The organism is Arthrobacter jinronghuae (assembly GCF_025244825.1).
GTDB classification, from domain to species: Bacteria; Actinomycetota; Actinomycetes; order Actinomycetales; family Micrococcaceae; genus Arthrobacter_B; species Arthrobacter_B jinronghuae.
The window spans coordinates 3,257,648-3,276,797 of sequence record NZ_CP104263.1 but is presented as its reverse complement, the minus strand read 5'-3'; the positions used below and the strand labels follow the sequence as shown (position 1 = coordinate 3,276,797).

Genomic DNA, 19,150 nt, shown 5'->3' with positions numbered 1-19,150 from the left:
GCCGTGGCAGCGGGCCTAGGCACGGGCCTTTCCCTCCGGCGCCGCTTAACGCCGGTTCGAAACCGGAGGTATGCCAAAGGTGCGGAATTCCTCGGGACGGTAGGAACCCCACATGTTCCACCAATTCTCCTCCGCGCCCCATTTCACCGGTGGGCGGGTGTCATCGTAGACCTGTTCCAGGTCGGTATAGAGCTCCACCACTGCGCCGGAGGTTTCAACATAATAGGCGGCAATGTTGTGCCCGGCGCCGTGGCGCACCGGTCCCCAGATCAGCTCGCGGCCAACCCGGTTCAACCGGTCCCCGAGTTTTCCGAGGTCAGCTATGGACTGGGTCTGCCAGGCGTGGTGGTGGAATGTACCGCGGCCCTGGATGAGGGCGATGCCATGGTGGTCGGCATTACAGCGCATGAAATAGGCAAAGTCATCACCAATGACATCGGAGAGCCGGAAATCCAGTACACGGGCCAGGAACTCCATCATTCCGCGCACGTTGCGGGGGTGGAGATTCACATGGCCGTACCGGTCCGGACCGAAGGACAACGCCCCGGGCCGGTGTGGCTGCGGGTCGGTATAGATATCGAAGACCCATCCTTCCGGCCCAATGAAACTGAAGCCGTCCTGCACCCCGCCAAGCGGCTTGTCGCTGATCACGGGCAGGTTCTCGGCTTCCACCCGCCGTCGGATTTCCCTGAGGGCGTCTCCGTCACGCGCCACCAGACCCAGCGCATGGATCCCGTTGGTATCCGATTCCACGTACACCAGTTCATGGTGAACTGCCGCCGCCGCCAGGTAAACCTCGCGTCCTGCCTGTTCCGTGACACGCAGTCCAAGAAGCCCGGTTGCATCAGCGATCGACGCTTCGATGTCAGTTGTCTGGATGGCCACATGGCCCATTTCCCGAATTAAACCCCACGACATGAGTGCTCCTTAGCTGGTTTGTTGTAGCGGTTTGCCGGACGGATTCGGTGCCGAAGGGGCACCCTGTTCCGTCCCGGGGTGCAAACCGGGGACGAGGCGGGACAAATCCGCCAAAGCGGCCTGCTCCGCTGCGGCGGGGACTGCAGCAGCGACATACCGGTCGGGGCGGACAATGAGCGAGGTGCCTGCAGGCAGCCCGTTGAAAGCACCGTCGCTGTCGGTGATCCCGGCAGCAGCTGTGCGGGCATCTGAACCTGCCGGAAGTGGAATAACCTCAAAGCGGCTGTTTCCGTGAAAGCGCAGCATGCTCCAGCCCTGCCCGAGCAGGGAATCGAGAGAATCGGTGCCGCCGGAATCGGATCGCACCGCAGGTTGGGGCAGCGCACGTCCAATGAAAGCAGCCACCGCCGTGGCCTGGCGGGATCCTGCGTTCACCAGGCACCCGTCGGAGTAGTGGGGCTGCTTGAGGAACCTCATCCCCGTGACCCAGCGTTTCAGCGGCGGGACCAGTGCTGTCGCGGAAAGGAGTCCATCCCTCACCGTGGCGGCCAGCGGATTCGTGGCCATAACCACCTTTCCGATGAGGTGCGAGAGGCGCACCATTTCCGCGGTGTGGGGCCTGCGTTCTGCGGCGTACGTGTCCAGCAGGGCCTCAGGGGCGCCGTTCAGGACATTGGCGGCAAGCTTCCAGGAGATGTTTGCTGCATCCCTTATGCCTGCATTCAATGCCTGGCCTGCGAACGGCGGCATCAGATGCGCAGAATCGCCGGCAAGGATCACCCGTCCCTGCCGGTAAGACTCGGCAATCCGCTGGTGGGCAACGTACACCGCGGCGCGGCGGATATTCTGGGGCTCTACGGATTCGAACGGTGACACGAGGCTTTGAATGAAGTCAGGCGCGGTGACATCACCGGCCGTTTCTCCCGGGAGCAGCATGAACTCGTAACGCCGCCGTCCGTTCGCCCCGGGGACCACGACCACGGGCCGGCGGGCGTTGCAATGGAACTCGGCGAATTTCTCCGTTGGAACCTGTGAATTGATGATGTCTACGACGATCCAGTGCTGGGTTTGGGTGCTGCCTTCCAACGCGATACCGAGCTGGGAGCGGATCGGGCTCCGGCCGCCGTCGCAGGCCAGAACCCACTGCGAGCGCACCGTTGTCTTCCCATCCCGGCCCGACAGGACGGTTTCTGCATGATTGCCGTGCTCTGAGATCTGCAGGGCCTCCGTGCTGAACCGCAGATCGATGGTGGATGACCGCCGGCGCACTGCGTCGAGGAGCAGGGATTCCATCACCGGCTGGTCGAACTGCGATTTGCCCGGGTGGCCCAGTCTGGCCTGGCCGGGACGTACCTCGGCAAGAAGCTGCCCCCGGCGCCCGTAGTACCGCGCACCGGTGTCCATCAGCATCTCCGGGGCAAGCCGGTCCAGCACCCCGATTTGCGCCATGACACGCAGCGTCTCATCGGTGGCGCTTATGGCGCGGGGCGCATCGCTGGTCGATGCCTGCTTCTCGACGAGGACTACCTTCAGTCCATGGTCAGCAAGCAGCGCAGCTGCAGTCAACCCGATAGGTCCGGCTCCCACAACCAGTATGTCCGTGTCGATCACCTGTTCCACGCCGTGGTTCCTTCCGCCGTTCCGATGACTAGGCCACGCGTTCGACGGTGTTGCGAAGCACCCCGAGGCCGCTGATTTCGACCTCCACGACGTCTCCGTCATTGAGCAGCCCCTGCGGTTCCATGAAGAGTCCAACCCCGCCCGGAGTACCAGTGACAATGACGTCTCCGGCTGAGAGCTTCGTGAAGCCGGTGACGTATTCAATGAGGTCCGGAATCGGGAAGTAGAGATCGCGCAGCGAGGCTTTCTGCCGGACTTCGCCGTTGACCCGGGTCTCCAGGACCATTGAGTCCAGCTCCTCAACATCGGCGGCCGGCACGAGGTAGGGACCGAACGCTCCGGTGTCAGGGAAGTTCTTTCCGGGAATCCACTGGGACGCGGCACGCTGCCAGTCACGGACGGAGAAGTCGTTGTAGGCCGCATAGCCTGCCACGTAGTCAAAAGCCTCGTCCTTTGACACATGCCACGCGTCTCGGGCGATGACCAGCGCCATTTCGCCTTCGTAATCGAACTGGGTGGTGCTGTCCGGCATTCCGGCGGGCTGAAGGTGTCCCATTTGCGTATCCGCGAACCGGGTAAAGACGGTCGGTGCCTTCTGCTCTGTCTTGCCGGTCTCCTCCTGGTGGCTGCGGTAGTTGACCCCAATGCAAATGATCTTGCCCGGCGCCGTGATGGGCGGCAGGAACGTAATGGCATCCTCCTTGCTGGCGGGGGCTGCGGCGTACTGTTCCCGGGTGACCGTGCCGAAGACACCGCTGCTGACCGCGTCGGCCAGGGTGGGCGCCAGATTAAGGCCGCTGGGACCGAGATCGTAGGCAGTGCCGTTCTCCACGATTCCCCAAGTGCGGTTTCCTTCAGTTGACACGAAACTTGCGTAATTCATGGCGGTCCTTTTTTCGGTGTTCCGGGAAAACAAACTCATATGTGTGTGACAGGTCACAACCCTAGGTCAGCAATAGACTACTAGTCAACAAATAAAATACTATTTAACTATCGGGGGTAGGCCCGGTGTAGGTTTAGGCGGAATTCGGACGAGGGAGATGCAGTGGCGAGTACCGGATACCGCGTAGTGGGCCAGATACGCGAGCAGATCCTGAGAGGCGAATGGGGGCCGGGCGTGCGTCTTCAACCGGTCGCGATGGCAGCAGTGTTGGGCACCAGCAGCACGGTTGTCCGCGAGGCCCTGGCCCGCCTGGCCGGAGACGGCCTGGTGACCACAAAGCCCAATCGGGGCTTTTTCGTACGTGACCTTAATCTGCAGGAGCTTTCGGATCTGACCGAGCTGCGGTGCGTCACCGAGGGGCTGGCCGCCAGACTGGCCCTTAGCCGGGGGGATGTAGCGTGGGAATCCGAGCTCATCGCCGTGCATCACCGACTTGCACGCATACCGCGGCGTTCAGCCGAGGACCCGGGGCACGTGGATGCCGCATGGCAGAAGGCGCATAAGGCGTTCCACCTCAAGTTGCTCGAGGCCTGTGCGTGCCAGCCGATGCTAAAGCTCGCATCTGATCTTTCCGATTCCACCGAGCTGTACCGCTGCTGGGCGGCTCCCCACGTGGAGCCCGGCAGCCGGGACGTGGAGGGGGAGCACCGGGCAATACTGAATGCGGCTTTGGGCCGGCATGCCGATGAGCTGGTCCGGCTGCTGCGGGAGCACTACGAGACCACGGTGCGGGTGGTATTGGACTCAGGCATAGCCGAAGAGTCCGCAGGGAGCTGAACTTCCAGTGCCCGGCTGCCGCCCAGCCGGGCACGGAACGTTTACCTCCGAAGGGTCGGTTACACGGCGCGGGTGACTCCGCCGTCCACACGGATATTCTGGCCCGTCACGTAGCTGGACTCTTGGCCGGCCAGAAACCGCACCACCTGGGCTATTTCCTGGGTGCTGGCTGCCCGCCGCAAGGGGATCCGCTGAGTCCACTCGGGCGGCACAGTGCTTGGATCCTCCTTCGTGTATCCAGGCAGAACGTTGTTCATTCGGATCCCCGCTGGCCCGAATTCGTCCGTGTAGAGCTTGGTAAAAGACGCCAGAGAGGCGCGGAACACGGCGGAAACCGGGTAGCGCGGGTTTGGTTCAAGGGGTGAACTTGTCGAAATGTTCACTATCGACCCGCCGCCGGCCTTCTCAAAATACGGGGTGACAATGCGGGCCATGCGCACCACGTTCATCAGGAACCCGTCCATTCCATCTTCCCAATCGGCATCCGACAGATCCAGGACCGGGCCGGACGCCCCGTGGCCGGTCCCGTTGATCACTGCGTCAATCCGGCCAAACTCCGTCAGGGCCAGGTCAACAATGGACTGCAGATCCTGTACTGACCTGTTGGAGCCGGTCAGGCCAACGCCTCCGTGCTCCCGGGCCAGCTCTGCGGCCCGCCCGGAGGGCGAAAGTGCTGCAACCCGATACCCGTACGACGAAAGGTCCCGCACCACGGCTGCACCGATCCCCGAGCCGCCGCCCACAACCACGGCTGCTCTTTTCAGTACTTCTGTCATTGTTTCTCCTCGTCGGCAGCAACAGCGGCGGCCCGCCGGGCTATAAGTGCCTCCACCGCCGAGGCGGAGAGATCGGCAAACTCTAGAAAATCGATATCGTCGCCTGAGGACGCGGCGATGTAGAAACCATCCGTAAGTGCCCGGCCCAGCACCACCATTTTCCGGCCGAATTCGGGGTCCACGGCAAGCACCGAGTCCGGGATCTGCGGTTCCACCCGCTCGACCATCAACTCGAACATCTGCTTGCGGACTTCCAAGTACCGTTCACGGGCCAGGTTGCCGGTCAGCCGCTTTTCGAGTGCGAAGAGCAGCGCCAAAATCCAGAACGCCTCAGCCTTGTTTTCCGGATTTACCGACCCGCCGGCGGATCCGGCAATGCTGCGGCGGAGCAGGTCGCGGTTGGTGGGGCCGGTGTGGTCCGCTTTCCATGTTTCGAAGCAGTAATCGATCAGCTCCGAAAAGAGCTGTTCCTTGTTATTGAAGTGCCAGTAGACGGATCCCACCGGCAGCCCGGACAGGCGTGCCACCTCTGCCATGGTGGTTCCCTCGTAGCCGGCAGTCACGGCCAGGGTCAGGGCTGCATCCAAAATCGCCTGCTCGTTGCTGGGAGTGGACTGATGCGTGCGGCTTCTCCTTGTCACGGTCATTTCCCTCCTCTCTCGATCCGTAGTACTACACGCCGACGATACGTTATTCCGATCTTGCCCTTTGTAGCCGCGGCGCCGGCCCCGGAGCCGCATTCAGGCGAGGAACTCATAATCCTCCGGGTCGATTGATTCGGTTGCGTCCCAGTATTCGATATTGGTGAATGGCCAAATCTGGGATACGCGGCCGGCGCTGTTCTGGTACCAGGTGCGCACATAGGGCTGTCCCCAGGCCATTTGCCTGTTTTCGCTGTCCACCCATGCCGTGAACCGTTCAAGCGCAGCCTGCTTGACGTCGAGCGCGCTTGCCCGACGTTCAAGAAGTTCGCGGACCGCTTTGAGGGCATATTCGCCTGCCCTCTCAAGCATAAAGTGGAGGCTTCCGGCCACGACCCCGCCAACGTTGGGTCCGTAGACCATAAAGAAGTTCGGGAATCCCGGGACGGTGACTCCGTTGTACGCACGAGCGTCCCCTTCCCACACGTCATGGATTTCGTGCCCGCCGCGGCCGAGAATCTCCATTCCTTCGAGGTACTCGGAAGGGCGGAATCCGGTGGCGTAGACGATGATGTCGACGGCGTGTTCGGTGCCGTCTTCAGTCACGATGCCATTGGGCGTGAACTCACGGATTGGGGACGTAGCGAGCGTGGTGTGGGCGGAAGTGAGGGCCTTGGCCCAGACACCGTTGTCCCGCAGCATCCGCTTGGCCCCCGGCGGGTATACAGGGATTGCATGCTTGAGCAGCTCTGGATGTCCGGCAAACTGCTCGGTGAGAATACGGGTCAGTTCCTCCCTGACCTCCTGGTTTTTCCGTGACACGCTCAGAGGTGCGCCCTCCCAGCCGCTTTCGGCACGGACCGTGTGGAACCGGCCGGGGATTCCCAGGATCAGGACCCAAAGTCGGAACCATTGGGCGTAGTGCGGCACTTTGCGCGCCAGCCATGAGAATGTCTCACTCATTCCATCGTGGTAGTTCGGTGCGGGCAGCATCCATGGTGCACTGCGCTGGAAGACCACCAAGCTGTCAACGTCATCACAGACGGCGGGGACAATCTGGTACGCGCTGGCACCGGTGCCGATGACAGCTACCCGCTTTCCGCGCCAGTCCACGGATTCGTCCCAGTCCTGGGAATGCATGGCAATGCCGGTGAACGCGTCCTGTCCGGGGAAATCCGGAATATTGGGAATGTCCAGTTGGCCGCACGCGCTGATAACCGCGTTGAACTCACGCGTTTTCTCGCCGCCGTCTCCGCTCCGGGTGGTCACTCGCCAGACGCGTGCCGATTCGATCCACTCGGCCCGAACCAGACGGCTGCCAAACTCGATGCTTTCATCCAAGCCTGCCCTGCGCGCCACTGTTTCGAGATACTCCCGGATTTCACACCCCTGGGCGAACTGATGGGGCCAGTCGGCGCGCTGCGCAAAAGAGTATGAGTAGCCAAAGGTCGGTGTGTCCAGGCGTACTCCGGGATACCGGTTTTTCTGCCAGGTGCCGCCCAAGCGGTCTCCGGCCTCGATGATTGTCAGAGGAACGCCGGCTTGGCTGAACCGATGTGCCGCGGCAATGCCTGCTACACCCGAGCCGACGATAAGCACCGAGAAGTCCCGCCCGTCGGCGATGTCCTCAAAGCGCCATTGCGGGGCGCCGCCTTTGTTGGGTGCCAGGTCAAGCTCGTGCTGCAGCATGCCGGTCCACTCGCTGTGTCCATTGCAGAGGAACTCAAGAATAGTGTTGGTGTCGTCCGCGGAGAGGATACCCACGCTGGTGATTTCCTCGTCGCGCAGACGGCGCAACGCGCTGAGGGCCGTGCGCCGCCCCCGTTCTTGTTGGTCGGGCGTCATCCCGCCGTGGGGGTGGTTGACGGTATCAACGGGAACCAGCGGCGGGCGCAGGTCCGGTGTAAGGATGGTTGTGTCTCCCGTGGCGGCTGCCAGGGCCGCAAGGAGCGCCGGGAGGTCGGCCCCTTCGACAATCCGCAGAAGTTCCTCATCCGACTCGATGACCGGTTCGTAAGTGTCCTGCCAGAACAAGTCATCGGCGGCAGCCTGCACGGAGCGCACCCCGGCGGCGCTCATGCGAGCACCTGCCTGGCCGGCTCAACCTCGCCGTTGATGTTGGTCTTGGCGAACTGCACTCGTTCGTAGACCTCCGCGCGCAGTTCGGCAAAGCGCGGCGCCGAGCGGGTCACCAGTTGGTCGCGTTCCTCCGGCAGATCAATCTTGATGTCGTTCTGGATTACGGTGGGCGAGCTTGAAAGGACCAGCACGCGTTCAGCCAGGTACACGGACTCATCGATGTCGTGGGTCACGAACAGGATGGTCATGTTGTGTTCTTTCCAGATTCGGCGGACCAGGTCCTCAAGCTCGGCACGCGTCTGGGCATCGACGGCGGCGAAGGGCTCATCCATCAGCAGCACACTCGGCCGGGCAGCGACGGCGCGGGCAATCGCCACACGCTGCTGCATTCCGCCCGAGAGCTGCCAGGGATACTTCGCTCCGGCAGCGCTGAGTCCCACGGCTTCCAAGGCCTCGCGCACACGTCCAGCACGCTCGGACTTGGGGACCCCGCCCGTTTTCAGCGGAAGACCCACATTGGCGGCAACTGTCATCCACGGGAACAAGCTGCGCCCGTATTCCTGAAACACAACGGCCATGCCAGCGGCGGGTCCGGAGACCGGGGACCCATCCAGCGCCACCTCACCCGAGGTTGTCTGCATCAGGCCGGCGATGCACTTAAGAAGCGTTGTCTTCCCGCTTCCGGACGGGCCCACCAGGCAGGCGAATTCTCCGTCATGCAGATCGAAGGTCAGGGACCGAACCGCTTCGAACCGGGTGCCTGATCCTGTCTGGTAAATCTTCTGGACCCGCTTTACGCTGAGCCGGACCTGCTGGGATCCACTAGTCATTTTCGTTCTCCTTCAATCCTTCGTACCAGGCAAGAATTCGTTTCTGAATCCAGTGGAAAACCACTGAAAGGACGACGCCAATAATGCCCAGCAGCAAAATACCGCTCCACATTTCAGGTATGGCGACGCGGTTCTGGAAATTGATTGTCCAGTGGCCGATCCCGTCGGTGGACGCGAACATCTCCGAAACCACCATCAGGATGAGCGCCACGGCCAGGCTCTGGCGGATTCCCGCCATGATCTGCGGCGAAGCGGCCGGGAGCACGAGATAGCGCATGCGGTCCAGCTTTTTGAGCCCTATGACTTTCGCTGTGTTCTGCAGGACCTCATCGATGGACGTCACACCGGCAACGGTGTTCAGCAGAATAGGCCAGATGCAACTGCAGACGATCAGGGTGATCTTCATGGCGTCATTGATCCCGATCAGCAGCAGGAGCACCGGGATGAGGATGGTAGAGGGAACCGCTCGAATGAACTCGAAGAGCGGCTCGAACAGCCACCGGATCCAACGCACGTAGCCGATAATCACACCGATGGTGACGCCGGCGACGATGGACAGCCCCAGCCCCGCAAGAAGCCTGCCAATGCTGGGGAGCACATCGGACATCAGGCGTTCGGAAAACCAGATGTGGAAAAAACGGTCGGCCAGCACAGCCGGTTCGGGGATGAAGAAGTTTGTCTGAACGGACGTGTAGCCGATCCATGCTGCCAGCAGGATCAGGGGGAGCCCCAGAAAGTATCCGGCTCTCTTCAGTGTTGATATCACGCTGCTCCTCCGCGTACGGACTCATGCCAGAAAAGGGATTTACGCTCGATGAACCGCATGAGTGAGTTGATTGCGATTCCCAGCAGGCCACTGGTGATGATCAGGGCATAGATGGCCGGTGCCGATCCGTTGATTTGGGCAAAGGCAACCTCCTGGCCAAGACCCGGTGTGCCGACAATCAGCTCAACACTGATGGCAAGGACCAGGGCCACCGTGGCGGCCAGGCGCAGGCCGGTCATGAGGTACGGAAGCAGCGTCGGGAAAACGACGTACCGGACCCGCTGGAGGAAACTCAGGCGCAGGGTCCGAGCTGTGTCCATTGCAACCCGGTCAAGGTCTGCAATGCCGTACAGCACCTGAATCAGTACGACCCAGAAACAGGCGTAAATGATAATCATCAGCTCGGATCCGAGGCGGGGGCCGAAAAGCAGCGCAGCGAGGGGGATCAGCGCCACGGCCGGAATGGGACGCAGGAATTCGATGGTTGAATGCGTTGCCCGGACTAGGAACCGGCTGGAGCCGATGATGACGCCCAGGACCAGGCCGCCCACCGAGGAAATCAGGACGCCCAGTATCCAGGCACGCAACGTGTGTCCTGTGGCTACCCAGAACTGCGTGTAGGCCAGGTTCTCGAAGAACCGTGCAAAGACCACCGTGGGCGGCGGCAGGTGCCGGGGGTCAACAATCCCCGTGACGGAAGCCGCCTGCCAGATGCCTAGGAATCCGAGGATCCCGCAGGTTCCCAGAAGCGCCGGCCCAAACCTGAGCCAGAGCAATGAACGTCGGGCGCCAAGCGGCACCGATGTCGTCGGGTTGGTCATGATGACCAGCTCCCCTTTCAGTTTTTGTGATCGTGCCCAGGGCGGGCGGCCGTTCCCACGGAGAGGCCGCCTGCCTCCGCCGTTACTTGCTCCAGACCGTGGCATCAAGGTCCGGGCGCGTCTCGACGATGCCGTGTTTCGTCATGAGATCGGCAAACTGTTTCAGGGCGTCAACATCCAGGTGGGCGTTCCACGCAATGAAGTCTGTTTTGGCTGCCATCTCGGGGGACGTTCCGAGAACTTCGGGCAGTAGGTCCCGCACCTCGTCCTGATGCTCTTCTGCGTAGCTGAGGGTCTTGTCCAGGGCGGAAATGAAACTTTCCACCACCTCCGGATCCTGTTCGACGAGGGCGCCGCTGGAAGCGATGACCAGTTCCGCGCCGCCGAGCCCGGCCTCCTGGATAAAGTCGCTAATGACAGCACCGCCGTCAGCGGTGATCTGCTGCATGAACGGAGGGCCCACCATTCCGGCCTGGATCTGGCCGCTCTCAAGCTGGGCTCCGACCTCGTTGAAACCGAGCTGCACAAAGGTCACCTTGTCGGGGTCGCCGCCGTCGAGCTCAACGGCTTCGCGGATACCGATGTCCCCGATACTGCCCAGGGCGTTGATGGAGACTGTTTTGCCCTCCAGGTCCTTCGCCCTGTGAATGTCGGAGTTGGGACCGACCATCACCGCGACGGAGTCTTCGACCATTTCCGGCCGATTGCTGGCGTATCCGGAGACGATCTTCAAGTCGAGCCCCTGGGCCGTGGCCACCAGTGGGGTGGTGGGGCTCGAGAGCATGAAGTCCAGGCTGCCGGAACTCAACGAGGGCAACTGGGCGGCGCTTCCCTGTCCCAGGAGCATTTCGAGGTTCAGGCCTTCCTCTTCGAAATAGCCCTTGTTAACGCCCAGCTGAATAGCAGCCACAGCCGACGAGGGGAACAGGCCAATCTTGACGTCGCGGAGCTCGGAGTCGGATGCACTGCCGCCTGCACCTGTGTCCGCGCCTCCGGAGATGGAACCGGATGCGCAACCGGTCAGGGTGAGTGCGGCGGCGAGCGCGCCGCTGCCTAGCAAGCGGAGGGTTCGAGTGGTCATGACGTGAGTTCTCTCTTCCTTGAGGAAACGAAGTGTGAAGAATCTGTCCCGGGGCCGGACCCCGCGGGGAGTGGAGTGCCATCTGCCGGGAGCAGATAGGCACTGCCGAAGACCTTCTGCAGAGTACGGTTCAGGTCCTGAGCCAGGCATTCGGCGGCAATGACGTGGTCAGGCCGGACGATCGCGACGGAAACCGGACGCGCATGGAACCAGGACTTCAACATTCCCGAAGCGTCTCCGACCACACACACGCCCGGGGTTGCATGGGCGGCGGTCCAACGGAGCTGGGTTGCCGGCACCGCATGGACGAGGGTGGCGTCCAAAGCGGTCAGGGCAGCGAGGGAATCCGCGGAAAGGAAATGCTCCGGGTTGTTGTTCCAGACGAAGATCCGCCATCCGTCACCCGTGACGTCGTCGAGCAGGACATCCTCTCCATCAGCGGTGCGGACGTGCGGCTGCGGGAACAGCGTGCCCGTGCCCGGCTGCACTCCGTCCTCGATGGGCACCGACTTCGACTCCGGCCACTTTCCCGGGACGACCACGCCGCGGGTGTACTTCGGCATGGGTTTGAATCCCTGGCCCGAGACGTAGGACTTGAGTTTTGGCAGGCGGTCGATCACGGCGGCTGCGGTGTCACGTACTGCAGACGTGACCTTGCTCCGGTTCGTCACGACCTTGGACATTCCTACCGACAGGTCGATCATTGCCTTGACATGGTCGCGGCGTTCCTCCGCATAGGTGTCGAGCAGCCGGTCATCGGCCAGCCCTCGGACAACTGCCGGCAGCTTCCAGCCAAGGTTCAGGGCGTCACGGATGCAGGAATTCCATCCCTGCCCGGCGACCACCGGCATTACATGGGCGGCGTCGCCGGCCAACAGGACCCGCCCGTCCCGGAAACGGTCCGCAAGGCGCGCGTGGTGCTCGTAGACGCGGCGGCGGATGACATCCAACTCGGCCGGCTCCGCCACATGGTCCCGGAGCAGTTGATGGAGAAATTCGTCGCTGTTGATTAGGTCGTCGTCCTCGCCGTCCAGCAGCATGAACTCCCACCGGCGTATGCCGTGCGGCAGGCTTAGGGTGGCGTATCCCCGGGTGGGGTCCCCGCCGAAGACCGCGTGGGGTGTCCCCAGCGGATCATTGGCGACGTCGATCACCAAACCGCGTTGGCGCCGGGTCTCGCCGGTGAAGGGAATCCCCAGCTTTTGGCGGGTGAATGAGCGCCCGCCCTCGCAACCCACCAGGTATTCCGCGCGGATGGAGGAGTCTTTGCCTTGGGAATGCACCGTGACAGTGACTCCGTCGGCGTCCTGAACCACATCGGTGGCCTTGGCTCCGAGGCGGACCTCGACGCAGTCATAGCGCTGTGCGCCTTCCAGGAGGATCTGGTCCACCAGCGGCTGCACGAATCCGTTGCGGCGGGGCCAGCCAAACTCGCGGGTGGTTGGATTGATTCCGGCGATGATCTTGCCCGCACCGTTGACGATGCGGATCTGCTGATCGGGGACAGTGTGCTCAAGCACCTTGTCCACCAGTCCCAGCCCCTGCATGGCGCGCAGCGACTCGTCGTCGATGCCAACGGCCCGCGGGTAGTCGATGAGCTTGTCCCGTGCCTCGATGAGGATGGTACGGATGCCCCGGCGGCCCAGCAGATTGGCCAGCGTCAGCCCGGTGGGTCCCGCTCCGATGATCAGGATTTCGGTTTGTTCCGTCATGATGCCTCCTTGAGAGCCGCGAGGGAGGCGCGGGCCTGTTTGCTGATGAACATCAGGTCGATGCCCAGTCCCACATAGTCCAGGCCGGTCTGCAGTATCTGCCCGGCGGCGAAGGCGGGGTCGCTGCAGTACAGGCCCACTTTGACTCCGTGGACCCGTGCCCTTTCGGCGAGGTGGGCGACGGCGTCGGCAACCGGGCCGTCGGACCAGTCCGGGCGCCCGGGTAGGCCGTAGGAGACCGCCAGGTCGGAGGGTCCGATGTAGAGCGAGTCCACACCGTCCACACTGAGTATCCGGTCTGCTGCTTCAACACCGGCAGCGGTTTCAATTTGCACCACTGTGGATACAGCTTGGTTCCCCGCAGCGCAGTAGTCGGCTCCGGAGTAGAGGGCGGGCCGGCTGGGGCCAAGGCTGCGTCGACCGAGCGGCGGGTACTTTGTAGCCGATACCAGTGCCTGTGCCTGTTCCGCGGATTCGACCGTGGGAGCGACTATTCCGCGGGCGCCGCTGTCCAGCAGCCGCCCGATGACACCGGAGTCAATGCAGGCCACGCGGGCAAACAGGTATGCATTGCCTCGGGGTATGGACCGCAGCATGTTGCTTGCCTGGTCCAGTCCGATCTCTCCGTGCTGCAGGTCGAGCATGACGCCGTCGTAACCGGCGTCCAACGCGTTTTCAGCGGCAGCCATTGATGGTGTGGCAATGTGAAGCAGCACAGGCGCTGCCGACTGGCCGAGACTCATTTAGCCTCTCCTGCGGCTATGCGCTGTGCGTGGGCAGCGGCGTTTGCCGCGCCGAAAATCGGAGCGATCTCACGGCGATAGATAAGCCACCGGCCATCCACTTGGGTGTACTGCTCACGGAACTCTCCCACGCTGGCCGGATGGAGCGGATCGGACTGACTGTCCCGAAAGGTCATGTAGTAGGTGGTGCCGCAAAGGACGCCGTTTTCGAAGGCCAACCGGGTTCCCCCGGAAAAGTGCCGGACGACCCCCGCATCCATCTTTGCCCGGCGTTCGCCCCAGGCCTTCACGGCCTCCCGGCCGTCCATTGTTCCCAGCGGCCCGGTGGACACCGCGTCCTCCGCGTACAGCGTGTACAAACGGTCGGCATGCCCGTGGTCAAGCAGCCAGTGGTGCTCCGTGACAAGCTGTTCAATTTCAGCGCGTATTTCGCTGGTGACTTCAGGCATGGTGTAGATCCTTGGAATCGAGAGTGGCTGACACGGAACCGAATCCGTGCGAGTAAACAGCGGTGTAGGGGACATCGGTCTCCCAATCGACGATCATGCCGATTGATCCGGAGAGTAGGATTTCGCCGGCACGCAGCGGCTTATTGATCCGAAGCGATGTCTCGGCGAGCCACTGGATGGCGTTGACCGGACCGGCCAGGACATTCCTGCCGATGCCCCGGGTCACTTCCTCGTCGCCGCGGTACAGGATCATTTCGACCTCGTTGAGGTCGATTTCACCGTAAGGTTTGCGGACCGCCCCGGTCACCACGCCCTCACAGGCCGCGTTGTCCGCGACGGTATCGAGAATGCTCATTCCGTAGTTGTGGTACCGGCAGTCAACGAGCTCTATCGCGGGCACCACGTAATCGATGGCAGCTTCAACGGCAGCGAGGTCCGAGGAGAGCAGGTCTTCCTTGAGGACGAAAGCGAGCTCCGCCTCGATCTTCGGTTTGATGAATGCGGATCTCGGACGGACCACGCCTCCCGGGAAAACCATGTCCTCGAGAATGATGCCGTAGTCGGGCTGATCCACACCGGCCTTTCTTTGCACCATGGGATTGGTCAGGCCGACTTTGCGGCCAACACGCCGAAGCTTCTGCTCCTGGACCCGCCGTTGTGTGTTGATCTCGGAGATTGCATAGGCGGAAGCCAGATCGCCACCGGGCAGCTGATGCCGGATGTGGTCAATCGGTGTGAGGTTCTGCCGGGCCGCATAGAGGTCGTCGGCAATTTTTTGGATAATCGGTGACATCCGTCACCCCTTTCTTGCCAGGAAATCGAGGGCGCATTCGTTGAAGGCCTCTGGGTCTTCCCACTGGGGCCAGTGGGCTGCGTTGCGGATAACCAGCAGTTCGCCGTCGGGTATTGCCGCTGCGAACCGTTCACCCGTCTCGATGCCGCCCGAGGGCTCATGATCCGTCCACACGAGCAGAGTCGGGACGGTCAGGGCCGCGTAATCTTCCTCAGTGACTCGGTTGCGGAAGCGGATCTCCGGCTGCTGCAGGGCCAGGATGTGATCCATGGAGCGGGCAAAACCCTCCCGGCTGTAGACGGCCTGGCGCATGTGCACTAGCTCGTCAGTGATGAGCTCGGGATCATGGATGACTACCTGCAGCCTCGCTTTGACGTTGGCAAAGGTTGGATTCTCGACGGCCTCGCGGCTGACCGAACGCGCCTTACCCATCGCTGAGGTTTTGATGATCTGCCCGCCCGGAGCGCTCAGGATCAAGGTCCTGACCCGATCCGCGTGTGACTGGGCAAACTTCAGTGCGATCCATCCGCCGAGCGATTCACCGCAGAGATGTGCCCGGTCGACATTCAGGGCATCCAGCAGCCCGACCAGGTGTTTTTCATAGTCCGCTATCTCGAGATCGGCTCCTGCCAGACTGGAGAATCCGTGGCCGGGGTAGTCGTAGGCGATCACGGTGTGGGTCCGGGCCAGCGCCCGAATGTTCTGTGTGAAGGCCTCGAGGTGACCGCTGGTACCGGCCATCATCACGATGGTGTCGCTGCCCTCGCCCACCGACAGGACGCGGGTACGCCAGCCCCCGATCTCGAGATAGAACAGTTGATGGGGGAGGTCCCCGATCTGCTGCCACAGCGACTCAAGCTGATGGCTCATGCAGCGCTGTCCGTGACTGCTGCAACTACACCGAATCCGGCACCCCAGGTTTCAACCGGCCAGTAGCGGTCAACCTGGAAGCTGTAGCTGCCGGCAGTGGACAGGGCGCTGAAAGCAGCGATCCAGGTGCGCACCTCATGTGCTCCGCTGCCGCCTTCGGCGCCGAACCACTCGTTGGTCCACGAGTCCACGACAGTCATATCGCCGGCACGGAAGACGTCGAGCACCTTGGTGTCCCACTCGGCATTGAGGGGCTGGGTGGTCGCCTTTCCCTCAGCAAACTTCCGGATGTTGTTGAGCATCGTGGATTCGCGGACCTCGCGCTGTTCCGGCGTCATTTCCAAGTGGATGAGCCGTTCCTTCACCTCGTCGGACGCGCCGTCCCAGACCGGGATGGGAGGGTTGTGGGATAGCCCGCCGGAGGCGAAGATCAGAACCTTCTTGTCGAGTTTCTGCGCGGCCCGGCCCACTGCTTCGCCAAAGGCACGAACACGGTTCATGGGTGTGAGCGGCAGCCCCACAGAGTTCACGAAAATGGGTACAAACGGATTCTTGAAGTCGTGTCCGTAGACAAACTCCAGGGGCTGTAGTACCCCGTGATCCACCTGAAGCCGTTCGGACCGGGCGATGTCGATACCGTCCTCGAGGATGAGTCGGTGCAGCTCCCGCGCGGTATCGCTGTCAACGGGCAGCGGGCCGGCAGCGGTGCCCCAGTCTCCGACTCCGTTGGCCTGCGCACCTACGCAGAACGGGGGCATCATCTCGTACATCACGCCATTGAAGTGATCCGGTCCCAGCGCGATGGTGACGTCCGGCGCGAAATCCTCAACGAAAGCCCGGACGTCGTCAATTGCCGAATTGATTTCAGCAAAAATCGTTCCGCCCGGATCTACGTTTCCGAAGGAGGGGGCGTGGGACATTGCGGCCACTGCAAGAGTCATGGCGTCATTTCCTCTCAGGCCTCTGGGGCCATTTGATGAGTTTTCGGCGAGTCTCGGTTCTGGACTACGTCGTCTAGAATGTTGATTCTAGTGAATTACATCACATCTGGCTAGAGGCAATGTGATCTAGACAACAGCGGAGCCCCTCCGGCCGATCGTGTGGCCGCTGCGCAAGCCCCAAACGGCGAACCAGGAACCCAGTAACGAACAAGGAGAAGGACATCCATGAACGGAACCCCGGTACGGCCGCCCTACGACCCGCAGATTTCCGAAATCTTCCGGGCCAAGTACGCCGGCGGCGCCGGCTTCACCATGGAATCGCTGGCAGCGGTCCGCCAGGCATCAACGTCGTCTCCGTCCGACGTCGCAGACCTGCTCAAGTCCGCGGGCCAGCCAATCGTGGCGGAGCACCATGAGATCCCCGGATACCAGGGCGGCCGAATCGGGCTGTCCGTCTTGAGGGGAACACCCACCCCCACCGGTCCGCTGATCTATCACAGCCACGGCGGAGGCATGGTGGCAGGAGACCGTTGGAGCGGGATAACAGCGTTCCTGGACTGGATTGAGATGTTTGATGCCGCCATCGTCACTGTCGAGTACCGACTGGCCCCTGAGTTTCCCGACCCCTTTCCCCGCGAAGACGCCTACGCCGGGCTGGAGTGGACTGTTGCCCAGGCGGAACGGCTCAACCTTCGCAGACAGCCGCTGATTGTCGCCGGACAGAGTGCTGGAGGCGGCATCACGGCATCCCTGGCCTTGATGGCGAGGGACCGGAGGGGCCCGCGGATTTCGGGACAGCTTCTGCTAAGCCCCATGCTCGATGACCGCGACGCCACCGAATCCTTGCGCCAGTTTGACGGCACGGGTGGATGGGACCGGCAGGCGAACCGGTTTGGCTGGAGTGCGCTCCTCGGGCAGGACCACGGGCGGCGGGCGACGGATCCGTATGCGGCACCAGCACGGACGGGGAACCTCGCCGGCCTGCCGCCGGCTTTTCTCGAGTGCGGCACCGCGGAGGTCTTCCGTGATGAAACCGTCGCCTACGCTGCGGATTTGTGGGCTGCCGGTAATGATGCCGAACTGCACATGTGGGCCGGCGGCTTCCATCGCTACGACCAGCTGGCACCGGACAGTGAGATAACGGCCAGCACCATCAGGACCCGCGCCGCATGGATGGGCCGGCTACTGCGTGAACGGTCTGCTGCCCGTGTCCGACTTTGATGTCTGCACCGCGCGGTGCAGCGTCTGGGCCCTTGTTGCCGCGCGTCATGGAAGCTGGCGCGGTTTCCCCGCCGGCCCTAGGGTGGCTTTGTATCCCCGGCCCTGCCCGGGCCGACGACGAAACCGGTGAAAGCGAGTCCCATGAGCACCCCCACGGTCTATGCCCTGCATGAGAATCCCGAATGGTTCCCGCCCTTTGCCCGCGCCTTTGAGGCCGAAGGCGTGCATGTGGAGGAATGGCTGCTGACGGACGGCGTCCTGGATCTGGACTCGGTGCCGCCGGAGGGGATTTTCTGGTCTCGGATCAGCGCCTCCTCGCACACCCGGGACCACGGGTTGTCCAAGGACTACGCCCGGGCGGTGCTGTCCTGGCTGGAAGCGCATGGACGGCGCACGGTCAACGGCCGCCGGGTGCTGGAACTGGAAATGAGCAAGGTGGACCAGCTGACCGCCCTGCGTGCCGCGGGCATCGACACCCCGCGCACCGTGGCCGCCGTCGGGCGCCACCAGATCCTGGCCGCGGCCAAGGAATTCCCCGCACCGTTCATCACCAAGCACAACCAGGGCGGCAAGGGCCTCGGGGTGCGGAAGTTCGAATCCCACGGGGAACTGGCGGACTACGTGGCGTCGGAGGAGTTCGAGGAGCCTGCGGACGGCATCACCCTGATCCAGGAATACATTGTTGCGGCCGAACCCTTCATTACGCGGGCGGAGATTGTGGGCGGGGAATTCGTCTATGCCATCAAGGCGGACACGGCCCGCGGGGGCTTCCAGCTCTGCCCGGCCGATGCCTGCGCCATCGACCCGTCCACCGGCAAGCCGATCATGCCGCCCGGCGCCACCATTGCACCGGACGCGGACACCCAGCTGTTCAGCCTGCGCGAGGACTTCGACCACCCGGTAATCGGCAAGTATTTGGAGTTCGCCCGCCGGAACCGGTTGGAGGTCTGCGGCATAGAGTTCATCGAGGCCGCCGACGGCCGGCTGCTGACCTATGACGTCAACACGAACACCAACTACAACGCCGCCATCGAAGCAGTGGCTCCGCGGTCCGCGCCCCGCGCCCTGGCCCGGTATCTGGCGTCCCTGGTGCCGGCCGCGGAATAGCGTGGTGCGGCTCAACTTTTTTATCCACAGGGCTGCGGCCTCGATATAGTCGTGGTATTGCC

General features: G+C 62.7%; 19 protein-coding genes. 3 read left to right on the top strand and 16 right to left on the bottom strand.

Going from position 1 to position 19,150, the window contains the following annotated elements; all coding sequences use genetic code 11:
* Positions 1-45 precede the first annotated feature (45 nt).
* The 3 genes from N2K98_RS15370 to N2K98_RS15360 are packed head-to-tail and all read right to left on the bottom strand — an operon-like array spanning position 46 to position 3,421.
* A complete protein-coding gene (locus N2K98_RS15370) occupies positions 46-918 on the bottom strand; it encodes a VOC family protein (protein WP_255864756.1) in 873 nt (290 codons plus the stop codon).
* A 9-nt stretch (positions 919-927) separates the two neighbouring features.
* Positions 928-2,538 carry an FAD-dependent monooxygenase gene (locus N2K98_RS15365; protein WP_255864757.1) on the bottom strand — a complete coding sequence of 537 codons (1,611 nt, stop codon included), beginning with the start codon at positions 2,536-2,538 and terminating at the stop codon, positions 928-930.
* 28 nt (positions 2,539-2,566) lie between these two features.
* Entirely contained in the window at positions 2,567-3,421 is an 855-nt protein-coding gene (locus N2K98_RS15360) for a fumarylacetoacetate hydrolase family protein (RefSeq protein ID WP_255864758.1), read from the bottom strand.
* A gap of 162 nt (positions 3,422-3,583) precedes the next feature.
* On the opposite strand from N2K98_RS15360, the gene N2K98_RS15355 reads away from it, so the two are divergent.
* Positions 3,584-4,258, top strand: a complete 675-nt coding sequence (locus N2K98_RS15355) for a GntR family transcriptional regulator (protein WP_255864759.1) — start codon at positions 3,584-3,586, stop codon at positions 4,256-4,258.
* A gap of 59 nt (positions 4,259-4,317) precedes the next feature.
* Here the strand turns inward: N2K98_RS15355 and N2K98_RS15350 are convergent, their stop codons facing one another.
* The 13 genes from N2K98_RS15350 to N2K98_RS15290 form a co-directional block, all read right to left on the bottom strand.
* On the bottom strand, positions 4,318-5,034 hold the full coding sequence (locus tag N2K98_RS15350) for an SDR family oxidoreductase (RefSeq protein WP_255796644.1): 717 nt from the start codon (positions 5,032-5,034) through the stop codon (positions 4,318-4,320).
* On the bottom strand, positions 5,031-5,675 hold the full coding sequence (locus N2K98_RS15345) for a TetR/AcrR family transcriptional regulator (RefSeq protein ID WP_255796645.1): 645 nt from the start codon (positions 5,673-5,675) through the stop codon (positions 5,031-5,033). The genes N2K98_RS15350 and N2K98_RS15345 overlap by 4 nt, the downstream gene beginning before the upstream one ends.
* A 99-nt stretch (positions 5,676-5,774) precedes the next feature.
* Positions 5,775-7,754: a flavin-containing monooxygenase gene (locus N2K98_RS15340; protein ID WP_255864760.1), complete on the bottom strand. Its 1,980-nt coding sequence runs from the start codon at positions 7,752-7,754 to the stop codon at positions 5,775-5,777.
* A complete protein-coding gene (locus N2K98_RS15335) occupies positions 7,751-8,584 on the bottom strand; it encodes an ABC transporter ATP-binding protein (protein ID WP_255864761.1) in 834 nt (277 codons plus the stop codon). The genes N2K98_RS15340 and N2K98_RS15335 overlap by 4 nt, the downstream gene beginning before the upstream one ends.
* Positions 8,577-9,350 (bottom strand): ABC transporter permease, encoded by a 774-nt coding sequence (locus N2K98_RS15330; protein ID WP_308219811.1) that lies wholly within the window; start codon positions 9,348-9,350, stop codon positions 8,577-8,579. Before N2K98_RS15330 ends, N2K98_RS15335 begins: the two co-directional genes overlap by 8 nt.
* A complete protein-coding gene (locus N2K98_RS15325) occupies positions 9,347-10,171 on the bottom strand; it encodes an ABC transporter permease (protein ID WP_255796648.1) in 825 nt (274 codons plus the stop codon). The genes N2K98_RS15330 and N2K98_RS15325 overlap by 4 nt, the downstream gene beginning before the upstream one ends.
* Before the next feature lie 82 nt (positions 10,172-10,253).
* Entirely contained in the window at positions 10,254-11,252 is a 999-nt protein-coding gene (locus tag N2K98_RS15320; RefSeq protein WP_255796649.1) for an ABC transporter substrate-binding protein, read from the bottom strand.
* Complete coding sequence (locus N2K98_RS15315) at positions 11,249-12,964, bottom strand: bifunctional 3-(3-hydroxy-phenyl)propionate/3-hydroxycinnamic acid hydroxylase (RefSeq protein WP_255796650.1); 1,716 nt, start codon at positions 12,962-12,964, stop codon at positions 11,249-11,251. The genes N2K98_RS15320 and N2K98_RS15315 overlap by 4 nt, the downstream gene beginning before the upstream one ends.
* Positions 12,961-13,707, bottom strand: coding sequence for an HpcH/HpaI aldolase family protein (locus N2K98_RS15310; protein WP_255864762.1), 747 nt, complete (start codon positions 13,705-13,707; stop codon positions 12,961-12,963). Before N2K98_RS15310 ends, N2K98_RS15315 begins: the two co-directional genes overlap by 4 nt.
* The gene (locus N2K98_RS15305; protein WP_255864764.1) at positions 13,704-14,156 is read right to left on the bottom strand and encodes a nuclear transport factor 2 family protein; all 453 of its coding nucleotides are present in this window, start codon (positions 14,154-14,156) and stop codon (positions 13,704-13,706) included. Before N2K98_RS15305 ends, N2K98_RS15310 begins: the two co-directional genes overlap by 4 nt.
* A complete protein-coding gene (locus N2K98_RS15300; protein ID WP_255864765.1) occupies positions 14,149-14,949 on the bottom strand; it encodes a 2-keto-4-pentenoate hydratase in 801 nt (266 codons plus the stop codon). The genes N2K98_RS15305 and N2K98_RS15300 overlap by 8 nt, the downstream gene beginning before the upstream one ends.
* 3 nt (positions 14,950-14,952) lie before the next feature.
* The gene (locus N2K98_RS15295) at positions 14,953-15,819 is read right to left on the bottom strand and encodes an alpha/beta fold hydrolase (protein ID WP_255864766.1); all 867 of its coding nucleotides are present in this window, start codon (positions 15,817-15,819) and stop codon (positions 14,953-14,955) included.
* On the bottom strand, positions 15,816-16,760 hold the full coding sequence (locus N2K98_RS15290) for a 3-carboxyethylcatechol 2,3-dioxygenase (protein ID WP_255796655.1): 945 nt from the start codon (positions 16,758-16,760) through the stop codon (positions 15,816-15,818). The genes N2K98_RS15295 and N2K98_RS15290 overlap by 4 nt, the downstream gene beginning before the upstream one ends.
* 225 nt (positions 16,761-16,985) lie before the next feature.
* Here N2K98_RS15290 and N2K98_RS15285 point away from each other — a divergent pair, with 225 nt between their 5' ends.
* Both N2K98_RS15285 and N2K98_RS15280 read left to right on the top strand, forming a co-directional pair.
* Positions 16,986-17,981 (top strand): alpha/beta hydrolase, encoded by a 996-nt coding sequence (locus tag N2K98_RS15285; protein WP_255864767.1) that lies wholly within the window; start codon positions 16,986-16,988, stop codon positions 17,979-17,981.
* 141 nt (positions 17,982-18,122) lie between these two features.
* Positions 18,123-19,088, top strand: coding sequence for an ATP-grasp domain-containing protein (locus N2K98_RS15280; protein WP_255864769.1), 966 nt, complete (start codon positions 18,123-18,125; stop codon positions 19,086-19,088).
* Positions 19,089-19,150: the final 62 nt, after the last annotated feature.